Origin of the sequence: Pseudomonas sp. V98_8 (assembly GCF_029967975.1) — a bacterium.
Lineage (GTDB): Bacteria > Pseudomonadota > Gammaproteobacteria > Pseudomonadales > Pseudomonadaceae > Aquipseudomonas > Aquipseudomonas umsongensis.
In genome coordinates this window covers 23,148-36,893 of record NZ_JASCAE010000058.1, presented here as the reverse complement: position 1 = coordinate 36,893, position 13,746 = coordinate 23,148, and the positions used below count along the sequence as shown (strand labels likewise).

Here is a 13,746-nt window from a genome sequence, read left to right as displayed (position 1 = left end):
CTTGAGATCGCCAAAAGATCAAGATCAAAAGATCGCAGCCTGCGGCAGCTCCTACAGGGATATGCATCGGTTTTCAATCATCCCCAAAGCAGTTCGGAGACAGCCATGATCAGCACCCTGACAATGACCGACGAGCAACGCAAATCGGTCGCCCTGGAATATCTCAAGGCCTTCGACAACGGCGGTATCACCTCCACTGGCGGCAGCATTCTCGACCTGTTCGCCGAGGATGCGCAGGTCCTGTTTCCCAAGTGGGGACTGGCCACCGGCCGTGAGCAGATTGGCCAGATGTTCAGCGACCTGGGCAGCCGTTTGAAATCGATTACCCACGACTATGCGCATTTCAACTGGATTCTCACGGGCACCGACACGCTGGTCTGCGAAGGTACCAGTTTTGGTGAACACGTCGACGGCCACTGGCGTGCGGGCGTCCCGTCAGCGGCCGGTGCCGGCTACTGGGCCGACGTATTCGAGATTAGGGATTTCAAGATCCAGCGCTGCTTCATCTACCTGGACCCTGACTACGGCAGCCAGGACACCGCGCGCTATCCCTGGCTCAATCGCTGATCGTCGCAAAGTACCTTTACCTGGGCCATGCGCATTTCTGTAGGAGCCGGCTTGCTGGCGATAGCGGTGGATCGACCGGCATGTATGTCGCCTGCCTGATCGCTATCGCCAGCGAGCCGGCTCCTACAGGTTCTACAATCAATGGCAATCTCCAGGAAATTGCCCCCATGGATCGTTTACTCAGTGTCGAAGCCTTCGTGCGGGTTGCCGAAACCGGCAACTTCGCCAGGGCGGCCCAGCAACTGGGCGTGACCCGCTCGGTCATTACCCACCGCATCCAGCAGTTGGAGCAGTTCATCAATGCGCCGCTGTTCCACCGCAGCACACGCCATGTCCGCCTCTCCGAGGTCGGGGAAACCTATTACAAGGAATGCGCGGACATGGTTGCGAGTTTCAACTCGCTGACCGAACACATGCGCGAACTGCGCGCCAAACCCACCGGCAAATTGCGGGTGCAGATGCTGCCCGGATTTGCCATCGGGCACTTTGGCCGCCTGTTGGCCGAGTTCACCCGGCTGTACCCGGACATTGAAGTGGACGTCATCGTCAACGACCGGGTGGTGGACCCGATCGAAGAAGGCTTCGATGTGGCGTTCCAGATGTTTCCGCCAATGGCCGAAACCCTGATCGAGCGCAAATTGTTCAGCGTTCGCCGGCTGTTTTGCATGTCTCCCGATTACGCCAGCGAGTTCGGCGTGCCCACCCATCCCCAGCAATTGCTGCAACACAAGATCGCCCTGTACGAGGGCTATCCGTCGCGCAACCGCTGGCTGTTCAATCGTGAAAACGAACAGGTGGAATTGAGCCTGCCAGGCCAGGTGCGCTCGAACTCGGTGCACCTGTTGCGTGATTACGCACAGACCGGAGTCTGTATTGTCTGCCTGCCGACGCTGGTGGCCAGTGACGATCTGCTCAGCGGGCGGTTGATTCCAGTGTTGCCCGAGTATGCGTTGTCTTCCTTCAACTTCTCCGCGGTGTATCCCGCGACCCAGCGCCGCGCCTTGAAGGTCCGTACGTTGATCGACTTTCTGGTGGAGAACTTCGGCGATGAGCCCTGCTGGGATAAACCGTTGCTGGAGCGTGGCTGGGTGCGCTAATGAACCTCGCACCCTGTAGGAGCTGCCGCAGGCTGCGATCTTTTGATCTTTTGATCTTTTGATCTTTTGAACGATTAACGCAAGATCAAAAGATCGCAGCCTCGTTGCACTCGACAGCTCCTACAGAGCTCCTACACAACTTTTACAGTGTTTGCGTTTCGCGAACACTGTTGTCGCCGGTCCTCTAATTGTCCCGGGACCAGGCGCGACGTACTGTTGGCTCACTGTTACTACAACAACAAAACGGTGAAAACCCATGAGTAGCGCGGCAATCGAAACGGTCTTCGGCTCGCTGGACAAATACACCAAGGGCTCGGTGGAAATCATCAGTGGCCAGGCCAGTCACTACGCCTTTTCCAACGTTTTCGAGGTGGCGGAAAAATCCCTTCCTTATGAAAAGGTCGTCGTCGGTCTCAACCTCGGCTACGTCATTGAAACCCTGCGCGCCGAAGGCCAGTCTCCCTGGTACACGGCCGCGCACGACGAATTCGCCATCGTCATGGACGGTGAAGTGCGGGTGGACTTCCTCAAGCTCGATGCGCCATTGACAACAGGCGAGGGCACGCAACTGGCAGGCGAAGTGCCGGCGGGCAAGCCAATGGGCTACGTCCTGCTCAAGCGCGGTCACCAGTGCCTGCTGCCGGTGGGCACCGCGTATCGCTTCGAAGCCAGTCGCCCGGGCGTGATCCTGCAGCAGACGATCAAAGGCCCGTTGTCGGTCGAGAAGTGGGCCGACATCTGTTTCAAGTGATCTGCCCAGCCGTCCCCGCCCACAAGAAAAAAAGGAATCCCGCCATGGCCATGCTTGAAACCGCAGCCCAAACGCCACTGTTCGCCGATGAAGATGTCCAGGCCAGCGCCGCCCATCCCGTCACCGGTTATCGCTCTTTCAAACTCGGCGCGTTCGAACTGTCGCGCGACGAGTATTTCGCCCGCATTACCTGGCCCGCCAAAGGCCAGACCCGCTCGCACTTGATCCCGGCCGATGCCTTTCTGCGTGCCTTGATGCGCGACGTGGCCTGGGGCTTTTTCTACGGCTGGGTCAACTTCGACCACGTCATCGGCACCCGCAATTACTACGGCAAGGTCGACCTGTACGCCGGCACCTTCAACGGCACGCTGAAGGCGGCCGGAGTCAACTACACCGAAAACTTCGAAACGCCGCTGATCATGGCGACATTCAAGGCGATCCTGCGCGACTGGACCAACGCCACCTTCGACCCCTTCGCCGCACCGGAAGAAACCGGCAGCGCATTCGGTCGCAAGAACGGCAACAACATCGAGGCCATCGAGCGCTTCCGTATCGCCACCCGGCGCATGCCCGGCCTGCCGGATGATTCGCCGCTGCGCAACGATCTGCCGGTCAACCGCCAGTTCATCGATGTGCCGCAGGACGAGCCGGAAATTCACCCAGCGGAAGGTTTCGAAGGCCAGCTGCATGCCTTCAACCTGCACAAGTACCTGTCGCGCTCCGACGTGACCTGGAACCCCTCGGTGACCTCGGTGTGCAAGGCCAGCCTGTTCTGCCCGACCACCGAAGAATTCATCCTGCCGGTGTTCCATGGCAATGACCGCATCGAGTGGTTCCTGCAGCTATCGGACGAGATCATCTGGGATGTCGGCGACAAGGACGACGGCAACCCCCGTGCGCGCATCACCATGCGCGCCGGCGATATCTGCGCCATGCCCGCGGACATTCGCCACCAGGGCTATTCGACCAAGCGCTCGATGTTGCTGGTCTGGGAAAACGCCACGCCGAACCTGCCGCAACGCTACGAAAGCGGCGAACTCAAGCCGTATCCGATCGAGTTCTAAGACCCGGTGTCTTGCCCGGCCTTGCGCCGGGCCATGCACTCAGCCATCCCGTCAAACACTGCGTCCTAGCGCGGTGCGAGGAAACCATTATGCAAAATCAGCTCTATATCGATGGCCGCTTCGTGGATGCGGTCGCCGGCGGCACCATCGATGTCGTGTCGCCCCATGACGGCTCGTTGATCACCCGCATCGCCGCCGCCGAAGCCGCCGACGTCGACCTCGCCGTGGCCGCCGCCAAACGGGCGTTTCCGGCCTGGTCGGCCCTTGGCGCCGCCGAGCGCGGACGCCTTCTGCTCAAACTGGCGGACAGAATCGAGCAGTGCAGCGAAGAACTGGCGCAGCTGGAGTCCTTGAACACCGGGCACCCGATCCGTGATTCCCGTGGCCTCGATGTGCCGCGCACCGCCGCGTGCTTCCGCTACTTTGGCGGCATGGCCGACAAGATCGAAGGCGCGGTGATTCCGGTGGAGGCCGGGTTCCTCAATTACGTGCAGCGCAAGCCGATTGGCGTGGTCGGACAGATCGTGCCCTGGAACTTTCCGTTGATGTTCACCAGTTGGAAGATGGGCCCGGCGCTGGCGGCGGGCAACACCATCGTTATCAAGCCCTCGGAAATCACGCCGCTGTCGACCTTGCGCATTGTCGAGTTGATGACCGAAGTCGGCTTCCCCAAAGGCGTGGTCAACGTGGTGCCGGGTTACGGCCATACCGCGGGCCAGGCGCTGGCCGAGCACCTGGACGTCGGCAAGATTGCCTTTACCGGCTCAACCGCGACCGGTCGGCGGATTGTTGAAGCGTCGAAGAGCAACCTCAAGCGCATTCAACTGGAACTGGGTGGCAAGGGTGCGAACATTGTATTTGAAGACGCCAATCTGGAAGCGGCGGTCAACGGCGCTGCCTGGGCGATCTTCCATAACCAGGGCCAGGCCTGTATCGCCGGTTCGCGGCTGATTTTGCATGAAGACATCGCTGATGCATTCCTGGAACGCTTCATCGCCCTGGCCAAGTCGATCCGCCTTGGTGACCCGATGGACCCCGACACCGAAATGGGCCCACTGACCTCGGCCCTGCACCGCGACCGGGTGCTGGCCTACATCGATATCGCGATCGAGCAGGGCGGCAAGATCCTCGCAGGTGGCAAGGCACCGGACGACCAGGCCCTGGCCAAGGGTTTCTATGTCGAACCTACCGTGGTCGAGGCCAAGCCGGGTGACCGTGTCTGCCAGGAAGAAGTCTTCGGTCCCTTCGTCACGGTTGTGCGCTTTCGCACCGACGAAGAAGCGCTGGCCATTGCCAACAGCACTGAGTACGGACTGGGCAGCGGCCTGTGGACGCAGAACCTCAGCCGCGCGCATAAAATGGCCGACGCGATCCACGCGGGCATGTGCTGGATCAACTGCTACAAGCGCGTCAGCCCCGGTAGCCCGTTTGGCGGCGTAGGGCAGTCCGGTTATGGCCGGGAAATGGGCTTTGAAGCGATCCACGACTACACCGAAGCGCGCTCGGTGTGGGTCAACGTCGACGCGAAAATTCCCCCACACTTCAAACGCTGAGGTCGGCCATGAATCCTTTTGTTTACCAAAGCCTGCCGACCCGCGTGGTGTTCGGCTGGGGCAAGCTCTCGGCACTGGCTGAAGAAATCGAGCGCCTCGGCGCCCGACGGGCGCTGATCCTCACCACGCCGGAACAGCACGGGCTCGGCGAACGCGTCGCGGCGTTACTCGGTGAACGTGCCGCGGGTGTGTACCCGCACGCGGTGATGCATGTGCCGCTGGAAGTGGCGCAAGCGGCGCGCATCGAGGCGGCGCGCCTGGATGCCGATTGCTGCGTGGCCATCGGCGGAGGCTCGACCATTGGCCTGGGCAAGGCAATCGCCATGGATTCGGGGTTGCCGATTGTGGCGGTGCCAACCACCTATGCGGGTTCGGAGATGACGCCGATCTACGGCCTGACCGAAAACCGCCTGAAGAAAACCGGACGCGACCCACGGGTGCTGCCGAAAACCGTGATCTATGATCCCCAATTGACCCTGACCCTGCCGGCGCAGATCTCCGCCTGTTCGGGCATGAACGCCATGGCCCACGCGGTGGAAGCCCTGTACGCCGAGGATGCCAACCCGATCATCGGTTTCATGGCCGAAGAGTCGATCCGCTCGCTGGCGCAGGCATTGCCGGGAGTGGTCAAGGATCCCGGCGATCCCGACGCTCGCAGCCAGGCGTTATATGGCGCGTGGCTGGCGGGCATTTGCCTGGGCTCGGTCGGCATGGCCTTGCACCACAAGCTCTGCCACACCCTGGGCGGTACGTTCAACCTGCCGCATGCCCAGGCCCACGCCATCGTCCTGCCCCATGCGGCGCATTACAACCGTGAGGCGGCCGCCGAACCGTTGCAGCGTGCCGCGCGGGCCCTGGGTGGTCGCGAGGCCGGCGAGGTGGGCGCGTTGTTGTATGCACTCAACCAGAAACTGGGTATTCCATTGGCACTGGCCGACATCGGCTTCCCGGCAAACGGCCCGGCTGAAGCCGCGCAAATCGCCTGCGCCAGCCCTTACTACAATCCACGGCCGTTCGAACAAGGCCCGATCGAAGCGCTGCTGACCCGTGCCCTGAAGGGGCTGGCGCCAGCCTGATCAACCGTGCGCCAGCACCTGTCGGAATAAAAACAATGACCGATGAAGACAAAGCAATCGAGAAACTCATCTCCGAGCAGGCGGTGAACAGTTTCGGCGACGCGCCCAATGCGCGTTACCGGCAAATCATGCAAAGCCTGGTTCGCCACCTGCATGCATTCGTCAGTGAGGTCGAGCTGACCGAGCAGGAGTGGTTCGAAGGCATTCGCTTTCTGACCGAAACCGGGCACAAATGCGATGGCCTGGTGCGCCAGGAATTCATCCTGCTGTCGGACACCCTCGGCGTATCGATGCTGGTCGACGCGATCAATCATCGCCACAGCGCCACGGCCACCGAGACCACGGTGTTTGGGCCGTTCTACATCGAAGGCATGCCCGAGCGAACGTTCGGCGAGAACATGGCCTTCACCCCGGGCGAGGCGGCGCTGGTGCGCGGACGGGTGGTCGATACCCAGGGCAATGCCCTGGCCGGCGCGGTGCTGGACGTCTGGCAGACCGCCGAAAACGGCATGTATTCGGGCCAGGACACAGAACAGCCGTTCGGCAACCTGCGCGGGCGCTATCGCACCGACGCCGACGGCTGCTTTGCGATCCGCACGATTGTCCCGGTGTGTTATCCGATTCCGACCGATGGCCCGGTGGGGCGCATGCTCGAGGCGGCCAATCGGCACCCCTGGCGGCCGGCGCACCTGCATTTCATGATCGAGGCGCCGGGGTATCGCAAACTGGTGACCCATCTGTTCAATCACGATGATCCGTACCTGGCATCCGATGCGGTGTTCGGGGTCAAACAGTCGTTGCAGGTGATCTACGAGGATCGTACCCGCCACGATGAGCTGTCCGCGCGGTTGGGCATGCCATTGCCGTTCAAGCGTGCGTGCTACGAATTCGTCATGGAGGCGGCGTGAATCATGGGCCAGTTTTTTGCCGTATTCGCCACCGATCACCCGGATTCCCTGGCCCTGCGCCAACGCTTGCGGCCCAGCCACCAGGCGCATTTGCGTGGGACCGATGCACACCGCGTGGTCGTGCGCCTGGGAGGCCCGACCCTTGATGACGCAGGCTTGGCGATGAATGGCACGCTGCTGGTGATCGAAGCCGGCAGTCTGTCCGAGGTGGAATCGTTCATCCAGGACGATCCCTACGTCCAGGCCGGGCTGTTTTCGAGCATCCAGATTCGTCCCTGGCACTGGAGTCTCGGCAATCCGGAACGGCGGGGCTGAGCATGACCGTCATCACCTTGTGCCAACGGGAAGACATCGCCGACGGCGGCGCCCTGGGGCTGCCGCAGCACCAGCACCTGCATCCCGCCGGCCTCGTCGCGGTGCGCCAGGGCGAGCAGGTGTGGGTGTACATCAACCGCTGCCCGCATTTTTCCGTGCCGCTGGACTATCGCCCGCAGGAATTCTGCACCTATCGCGGCCAGGTGCTGATGTGCGCGCATCACAGCGCGATGTTTCGTTTCGAGGATGGGCACTGTATCGATGGGCCGTGCCAAGGCGCGCGGCTGGAGCCTGTGCCGGTGCGCTGGGTGGAAAACAGCCTGGTGATGGAGGTGGGTGAGGAGGGCTGAACTACACTGTTTCAGGGTGAACCACGCCCATCAGGAGATCATCATGAAAAGGTTGTCACCCATCGGCCTGTGCGTCGCACTGTCGTTTTGCAGTGCCCAGGGATGGGCCCAGACGGTAGTACCGCTGAAGGGCCAGACTTCGCAACAGACTCAACTGGATATCAACGAATGCAACAGCATCGCCGCCAGCAGTGCATCGACCACCTCGACACCTTCTGGTGGACGGATCAAGGGTGCGGCAGTAGGCGCGGCGGCCGGCGCGGCCGGGGCCCAGGTGCGCGGTCGTCAGCATGACGAGTTCTATGATCGTGTCGATGACGATACCAAGCAGGACTACCGGCAGAACCGCGCCAAGGAAACGGCGGCGGCGGGCGCCGTGGTTGGCGGCTCGCGCCAGCGCCAGGAGCGTCGGGCGCAGGAGAAAACCAACGCTGCGAACACCTCGACGGCGTATACCAGTTGCTTGCAGGGCAAGGGTTACCAAGTCAATCCGTGAACTTTCACGTACTTGTAGGAGCGAGCATGCTCGCGAAAAACCTGAGAACACCGCGGGGTGCCAGGTTTCCCGCGTCATCGTTGACGACCATCGCGAGCATGCTCGCTCCTACAGGGGATGTTTAAATCCGGAGGCTGGTCTTTTCCCGCTGATCCAGCAAATACACCATCAGGCACGCATACAACGTTACCGCAATGAACAACCCCATGCGCACCGCAAAGGCGGTGTAGACATCCTTGCCCGCCAGGCTGTCCTGGACCGATTGGCCCAACAGGATAATCAAGGTGATCAAGGTGTTGAGCCAGAAGCCCGGGCTCAACCGCCCCGGGCTCAGGCCATAGAGCTTGCGCGCCAGGATCAGGGCGACCAGCAGCATCCACAGGAAGAACATCCACAGGTGCACGAAGACCGTCAGTGCGCTCCAGAACGCAATCGCCAGCAGGCCGCCGAGCAAGGTCGAGCCAATCAGTTCGCGGGCGGCGTCGCGGGCGTTGGTGCTGGAACTCTGCTGGCCGAGGCTCACCGCCTTGAGGACGATGGGCAGGTAGCTGGCGGGGTCGATCAGTGCCAGCAGGAAGGTCGGGATCACGATCAGGGTTGCGCGCAAGGCGACGCGGTCGACGTCTGTCTCAGACAATGCCGGGGCGGGCGGGGGCGTCGGGGCGTTGGCGGGTTCCGGGAATAGCCAGTGACTGACCCTGCCGACCAGGACCGCCAGAAGCAAGCCGCTGGTCAACGCCTTGATCACCGTTGCCGCCAGGCCGAAGTCGGCGACCCCGGCCGCCGGGATCATGGTCAGGCCGATCACCAGGAAGGTCACCACCAGGTTATTGCCACCCCGCTGGCCAAAGCGAAACACCATCAGCAGGCCGAGGCCGATCAACAGCACACCGCTGAAGGCGTAGTAACGCAGGAGCGGGATCAGCAGCAGGCCGATGCCGGTGGTCAGCATCGCGGTCAGCGCCAGCACCAGGGTGGCCTTGAACGGCAACGGGCGATTGAGGCTGACCAGCAACAATGCCCCCAGCACCGGCGCGAGGAACGGGATGGGCATAGCCAGGCCAAAACTCGCGGCCAGGCACAGCGCCGTACCACAGGCCAGGCGCAGCGCGCGCTGCACCCTGGGCGAGCGCTCAGTAGGCATAAGACAACCAGCTCATCAGCCACAGGAACAAGCGGCCCAGCGGGTTGAGCACGTTGCCTTCGGCAGGGAAGGCCATGACTTCGGCCTGGCCGCCGGAACGGATGGCACGGTTGTCCTTGAGCAGGGTCAGTGACTCGGGGGAAAACTCGATGACCACCGGAAAACGCTGGGCCGGGCGCAGCCAGTCACGGCTGTTCTGCACCGTGGGCAGGCTGCCGGGCGCGGTCGGCTGACCCACGCTGACGCCGTAGCCGATACTGCGTACCCGGCCCTGGAACACTTCGCCGGGCAGCGCATCGAGGGCAATCGACACCGGGGTTTCAGGCCGGACCAGCGCCAGGTTGTTCTCGGTCATGTCGGCGCTGATCCACACATCGTGGATCGCGATCAGGGTCATCACCGGGTTGCCGGCCGCGGCGAATTGGCCGACATCGGTGCGCAGGTCGGTGATCAAGCCAGCCGAACGGGCGCGAATCTGTGTGTTGGAAAGGTCCAGCTCGGCTTTCGACAGGGCGGTCGCGGCACTGCGCAACAGGGCGTTGTCTTCCTCGCTGCCGCCTTCCTGCTCACGGGCGCGCTGCACTTCGGCGCGGGCCGCGGCGACCTGGCTGACGGCTGCCTCGCGGTTGGCGCGGGACACCTCCAGCAGGCGCACGGAAATGGTCCCGGGGTCTTCGCGGTACAAGCCCTCGAGACGCTGATTGTCCTGTCGCGCCTTGAGCTCGTTGGCCTGCGCCGCGCGCAGACTGGCTTGTGCCGAGGCGATACCGGCGGTGCTGGCGCCGATCTGCCGGCGGGTGGATTCCAGGTCGGCGCGCGCACGATCCACGGCGATCTGGTACGGCTGGGGGTCAATCTCGAAAATCACCTCGCCGGCCTGCACATCCTGGTTATTGCGCACGTTGACACGTGTCACCCGGCCAGCGACTTCCGCCGCCACCGGAATCACAAACGCACCCACCCGAGCCTGCTGGGTATAGGGGGTGAAGCGGTCAGCCAACAGGTACCAGGCCAGGCTCAGGACGATCAGCAGCAACACCCACTTGATGCCTTTTTTCGTCGGGTCGGCGGCGGGCGGCGCGGGCTGGGGGGAAGGCGCGGCTTCAGTCATGGTTCTTTCACCTGATTGGGCAAAGGGAAGGCGGGCTGCTGCGCCGGGGGCTCGGCGAGCAGGTCGCCCCAGTCGGTGCGTTGTTCCATCTGCTGGCGCGTGGCGCGGTCGACCTTGGGCTGGGCGCTGTACCAACCGCCGCCCAGGGCCTTGTACAGGGCAATTACATTGCTCACCGCATCGCCTCGGCTGAGCAGGTAGCTGTCCTGCAGTTCGAGCAGCGCCCTTTGGGCATCCAGCACCCGCTGGAAGTCCGAGTAACCTTCGCGGTAGAGCGTGTTGGCCAGGGCCAGCGAGCGTTGCGCGGCTTTTTCCGCATCGCGCAAGATGCGCTCACGTTGCAGGGCGCGGGTCAGGCCGTTGGCGGCGTCATCCGCCTCGCGTGCGGCCTGTCGTACCTTGTCGCGATAGGCTTCGATCAACTGCTGCAAGCGCGCATCCTGCACGCGCACGTTGTTGCTGATGCGGCCGTAGTCGAACACGTTCCAGCGCAGGCTCGGGCCGCCGATCAGGTCGAGACTGCGCGAGGTTCCGCTCAAGGTATCGGTCGACCAGACGATGCTGCCGAGCAACGTCAGGGCCGGGTAGAAATCGGTTTCGGCGACGCCGATCAGCGCCGACTGTGCTGCAACGTTCAGCTCGGCCGCACGCACATCGGGCCGGCGCAGCAGCAGATTGGCCGGGACATCCTGCAAAACGGCGCGATCGACCAGCGGGATCAATTCGCTGTTGTCGACCACCAGTGGCAGCGCACCGGGTGGCTGGCCGATCAACACGGCCAAGGCATTGCGAGTGCGAGACAGCTGATCTTCCAGTACGGGAATGGTGCTCAACGTGCCCAGGTATTGGGTCTTGGCTTGTTGCAGGTCAAGTTCGGCGGTCTGCCCACTGTTGAACAGTCTTTCGGTGATCTCGTAATTGCGATGCTGTTGGCGGGCGTTTTCGTTGGCGACGCGCAGGCGTGCCTCGGTGGTGCGCAGGAAGAAATAAGAGTCGGCGACCTGTGCCCGCACCAGGACCAGCACGTCGTCATAGTTGGCTTCAGCCGCAAAGTAGCTGGCATCGGCGGCTTCGATGGCACGGCTGAAGCGTCCCCAGAAATCCAGTTCCCAGCCCACATCGAATCCGGCGCTGTGCTGCCAGAAATGGCTGTCTACCGGGTTGGTTCCGCCGGATTGATGGCGGTTGATGTAGACGCTGTCAGCGCTGATCTGCTGCAGTTGCGGGTATCGCCCGCTTTGCGCGATGCCCAATTGCGCGCGGGCCTCCATCACGCGCAAACCGGCGATCTTCAGGCTGGTATTGCGCGCATCCGACTCGGCGATCAACCGGTCGAGCACCGGGTCGGCGAAAATTTGCCACCATTGGCGGGTGTCCGGGTACACCCCGCGTTGGCTGGCATGCTCAAGGGCCGGGGTGTTCCAGTGATCGACCCAGTCTTCGCCGGGCGGCTGGAAGTCCGGCCCCAGTCGTACGCAACCGCCGAGGACCACTACGCCTAACAGCAGTAGCTGGCGGCGTCGCATCCACGTGGATGTAGCTGATTGCATTGGGCGTTTTCCAACCAAAGGACATCACAGCAGCATAGTCGTCGGCTTGCCTTCTGCATGGCGTTGCCAACCAATAGGTAAAAACGTCGCGACTGTCGTAAAAACGACCTGTTTGCGCTGAACGCGAACCGCCATCAGTTTTCTGTTGAACGAGTGTTCAGCTTGAACTATGTTCGTTTCACCTTCTTTCCCGGCTGGTTGCGGGCTTGCGTTTCTTCATCTTGAACGAGGCACTGGCATGCGGTTTTCACCCTTTGTTGAGCGGATCCCGGAACAAGGCGTAGCCGCTATTGATGACCCCCACGGCAGCGAACTTAACGATCGGCCGGTTTTACGTGAAGCGCTCGCCGGGCACTACGGCAGGCTGTTGGGGCGTGAGCTCAACGCCACCAACGTGATCACGCTGACAGGGGCGCAAGACGCCTTGTTCATCACGTCGAAATGCCTGCTTGCCGCCGGGGACGAGGTGATTGTCGTCGATCCGATGTACCCGACCTGCGACGCGCCGCTCAAGGCCTGCGGCGCCACGCTGGTGCGGGTGGCGTCCGTTGATGCAGCGCTGCTGGCCAAGGCGATTACCCCGCGCACCCGGGCAATTTTCCTGTCCAGCACGGTGCTCAAGCACGACACATTGCAAGCCATCGCCAGACTCGCCGTTGCCCATGACCTGTGGGTGGTCATCGATGAAGTCCATGAGGACCTGGCACTGCAGCACCAAAACCTCAGCCTCACGGTAGCGCCGGGCATGGCCGAGCGTTGTGTGGTGATGGGTAGCCTGGCGAAATCCCACCCAATGGCCGATTGGCACATGGGTTGGATCATCGCTGATCCTGCCCTCGTGGCGCGTGCCGAATCCCTGGTGTTGGCCAGGACCTGCGAGCGTATCCATGATTTTGTCCTGGCGTTGAAAACCCAGGGACCACGGCCTGTGGTCAGCGGCGTGACGAGCAGGCCGGTCAGCGAACCGGTCACCGCGCGAACCATGATCGAAGTCGAAGGCCTGCACAAACGCTTCGGCAACATCGAGGTGCTCAAGGGCGTGTCCCTGACGGCGCGCGAGGGCGAGGTGATCTCGCTGATCGGCGCCAGCGGCTCCGGCAAAAGCACCTTGCTGCGCTGCATCAACATGCTCGAAGTCCCGGACCAGGGACGCATCCTGGTAGATGGCGAAAGCATTCACCTGAACCACACCCGCCCCGGCGCGCCGCTGGTGTCGGACGCCAAACAGTTGGTACGCATCCGGTCCAGCCTGGGCATGGTGTTCCAGAACTTCAACCTCTGGCCCCATCGCACGGTCCTGGAAAACCTCATCGAAGCGCCGACCCAGGTCTTGCGCGAAAGCCGGGCGGAGGCGACCGAGCGCGCCGAAGCCTTGCTTGAACGGGTGGGGCTGGCGGCCAAGCGCAACGAGTACCCGGCCTTTCTCTCCGGAGGGCAGCAACAACGGGTGGCCATCGCCCGGGCCCTGGCCATGCGGCCCAAGGTCATGCTGTTCGACGAACCCACCTCGGCACTCGACCCTGAACTGGTCGGGGAAGTGCTGCGGGTGATCCGCTCTCTCGCCGAGGAAGGCCGGACCATGATCCTGGTGACCCATGAAATGGCCTTCGCCCGCGATGTTTCTTCCAAAGTCGCCTTTTTGCATCAAGGGCTGATCGAGGAAACCGGTACGCCGGACGACGTGTTCGTACACCCACGCAGCGAGCGTTGCCGGCAATTCGTCAACGCTCATCAAACTCGCTAAAAACAACAAAAGACGGGGCA

The 13,746-nt window shown here is 62.5% G+C and carries 14 protein-coding genes and 1 pseudogene; 11 read left to right on the top strand and 4 right to left on the bottom strand.

Annotation, left to right across the window (positions count from 1 at the left end):
- The first annotated feature begins 105 nt into the window (after nt 1-105).
- The 10 genes from QLG10_RS20170 (at nt 106) to QLG10_RS20125 (ending at nt 8,177) form a co-directional block, all read left to right on the top strand.
- A complete protein-coding gene (locus QLG10_RS20170; protein ID WP_020799493.1) occupies nt 106-567 on the top strand; it encodes a hypothetical protein in 462 nt (153 codons plus the stop codon).
- Nucleotides 568-734: 167 nt separating this feature from the next.
- On the top strand, nt 735-1,664 hold the full coding sequence (locus QLG10_RS20165) for a LysR family transcriptional regulator (RefSeq protein ID WP_110747244.1): 930 nt from the start codon (nt 735-737) through the stop codon (nt 1,662-1,664).
- A 256-nt stretch (nt 1,665-1,920) separates the two neighbouring features.
- Nucleotides 1,921-2,415: a hydroxyquinol 1,2-dioxygenase gene (locus tag QLG10_RS20160; RefSeq protein ID WP_110747243.1), complete on the top strand. Its 495-nt coding sequence runs from the start codon at nt 1,921-1,923 to the stop codon at nt 2,413-2,415.
- Nucleotides 2,416-2,459: 44 nt separating this feature from the next.
- A complete protein-coding gene (locus QLG10_RS20155; protein ID WP_110747241.1) occupies nt 2,460-3,479 on the top strand; it encodes a hydroxyquinol 1,2-dioxygenase in 1,020 nt (339 codons plus the stop codon).
- Nucleotides 3,480-3,568: 89 nt separating this feature from the next.
- A complete protein-coding gene (locus QLG10_RS20150; protein WP_110747239.1) occupies nt 3,569-5,032 on the top strand; it encodes an aldehyde dehydrogenase family protein in 1,464 nt (487 codons plus the stop codon).
- An 8-nt stretch (nt 5,033-5,040) separates the two neighbouring features.
- On the top strand, nt 5,041-6,108 hold the full coding sequence (locus QLG10_RS20145) for a maleylacetate reductase (protein WP_110747237.1): 1,068 nt from the start codon (nt 5,041-5,043) through the stop codon (nt 6,106-6,108).
- Nucleotides 6,109-6,143: 35 nt separating this feature from the next.
- A complete protein-coding gene (locus QLG10_RS20140) occupies nt 6,144-7,016 on the top strand; it encodes an intradiol ring-cleavage dioxygenase (protein WP_282487913.1) in 873 nt (290 codons plus the stop codon).
- Between the two features lie 3 nt (nt 7,017-7,019).
- Complete coding sequence (locus QLG10_RS20135) at nt 7,020-7,331, top strand: YciI family protein (protein ID WP_020799500.1); 312 nt, start codon at nt 7,020-7,022, stop codon at nt 7,329-7,331.
- Between the two features lie 2 nt (nt 7,332-7,333).
- Complete coding sequence (locus tag QLG10_RS20130; RefSeq protein ID WP_110747233.1) at nt 7,334-7,681, top strand: Rieske 2Fe-2S domain-containing protein; 348 nt, start codon at nt 7,334-7,336, stop codon at nt 7,679-7,681.
- A 43-nt stretch (nt 7,682-7,724) separates the two neighbouring features.
- Entirely contained in the window at nt 7,725-8,177 is a 453-nt protein-coding gene (locus QLG10_RS20125; RefSeq protein WP_110747231.1) for a YMGG-like glycine zipper-containing protein, read from the top strand.
- 13 nt (nt 8,178-8,190) lie between these two features.
- Here the strand turns inward: QLG10_RS20125 and QLG10_RS29635 are convergent.
- The 4 genes and pseudogenes from QLG10_RS29635 to QLG10_RS20110 all read right to left on the bottom strand — a co-directional run.
- A pseudogene (locus QLG10_RS29635) lies at nt 8,191-8,277 on the bottom strand (outer membrane lipoprotein carrier protein LolA); the annotation flags it as partial.
- A 21-nt stretch (nt 8,278-8,298) separates the two neighbouring features.
- Nucleotides 8,299-9,321 (bottom strand): DUF2955 domain-containing protein, encoded by a 1,023-nt coding sequence (locus QLG10_RS20120; RefSeq protein ID WP_110747229.1) that lies wholly within the window; start codon nt 9,319-9,321, stop codon nt 8,299-8,301.
- Nucleotides 9,311-10,432: an HlyD family secretion protein gene (locus tag QLG10_RS20115; RefSeq protein ID WP_188263916.1), complete on the bottom strand. Its 1,122-nt coding sequence runs from the start codon at nt 10,430-10,432 to the stop codon at nt 9,311-9,313. The genes QLG10_RS20120 and QLG10_RS20115 overlap by 11 nt, the downstream gene beginning before the upstream one ends.
- The gene (locus QLG10_RS20110; RefSeq protein ID WP_248677478.1) at nt 10,429-11,982 is read right to left on the bottom strand and encodes a TolC family protein; all 1,554 of its coding nucleotides are present in this window, start codon (nt 11,980-11,982) and stop codon (nt 10,429-10,431) included. Before QLG10_RS20110 ends, QLG10_RS20115 begins: the two co-directional genes overlap by 4 nt.
- Nucleotides 11,983-12,220: 238 nt before the next feature.
- On the opposite strand from QLG10_RS20110, the gene QLG10_RS20105 reads away from it, so the two are divergent.
- Entirely contained in the window at nt 12,221-13,726 is a 1,506-nt protein-coding gene (locus QLG10_RS20105) for an aminotransferase class I/II-fold pyridoxal phosphate-dependent enzyme (RefSeq protein WP_188263914.1), read from the top strand.
- The last annotated feature ends 20 nt before the right edge of the window (nt 13,727-13,746 follow it).

What these genes read in the sequence shown, in the direction of transcription:
- QLG10_RS20155 (WP_110747241.1), top strand. Translation starts at nt 2,460, where the DNA reads ATGGCCATGCTTGAAACCGCAGCCCAAACGCCACTGTTCGCCGATGAA.
- QLG10_RS20140 (WP_282487913.1), top strand. Translation starts at nt 6,144, where the DNA reads ATGACCGATGAAGACAAAGCAATCGAGAAACTCATCTCCGAGCAGGCG.
- QLG10_RS20105 (WP_188263914.1), top strand. Translation starts at nt 12,221, where the DNA reads ATGCGGTTTTCACCCTTTGTTGAGCGGATCCCGGAACAAGGCGTAGCC.
- QLG10_RS20130 (WP_110747233.1), top strand. Translation starts at nt 7,334, where the DNA reads ATGACCGTCATCACCTTGTGCCAACGGGAAGACATCGCCGACGGCGGC.
- QLG10_RS20160 (WP_110747243.1), top strand. Translation starts at nt 1,921, where the DNA reads ATGAGTAGCGCGGCAATCGAAACGGTCTTCGGCTCGCTGGACAAATAC.
- QLG10_RS20145 (WP_110747237.1), top strand. Translation starts at nt 5,041, where the DNA reads ATGAATCCTTTTGTTTACCAAAGCCTGCCGACCCGCGTGGTGTTCGGC.
- QLG10_RS20165 (WP_110747244.1), top strand. Translation starts at nt 735, where the DNA reads ATGGATCGTTTACTCAGTGTCGAAGCCTTCGTGCGGGTTGCCGAAACC.
- QLG10_RS20110 (WP_248677478.1), bottom strand. Translation starts at nt 11,982, where the DNA reads ATGCAATCAGCTACATCCACGTGGATGCGACGCCGCCAGCTACTGCTG.
- QLG10_RS20170 (WP_020799493.1), top strand. Translation starts at nt 106, where the DNA reads ATGATCAGCACCCTGACAATGACCGACGAGCAACGCAAATCGGTCGCC.
- QLG10_RS20135 (WP_020799500.1), top strand. Translation starts at nt 7,020, where the DNA reads ATGGGCCAGTTTTTTGCCGTATTCGCCACCGATCACCCGGATTCCCTG.
- QLG10_RS20120 (WP_110747229.1), bottom strand. Translation starts at nt 9,321, where the DNA reads ATGCCTACTGAGCGCTCGCCCAGGGTGCAGCGCGCGCTGCGCCTGGCC.
- QLG10_RS20150 (WP_110747239.1), top strand. Translation starts at nt 3,569, where the DNA reads ATGCAAAATCAGCTCTATATCGATGGCCGCTTCGTGGATGCGGTCGCC.
- QLG10_RS20125 (WP_110747231.1), top strand. Translation starts at nt 7,725, where the DNA reads ATGAAAAGGTTGTCACCCATCGGCCTGTGCGTCGCACTGTCGTTTTGC.
- QLG10_RS20115 (WP_188263916.1), bottom strand. Translation starts at nt 10,432, where the DNA reads ATGACTGAAGCCGCGCCTTCCCCCCAGCCCGCGCCGCCCGCCGCCGAC.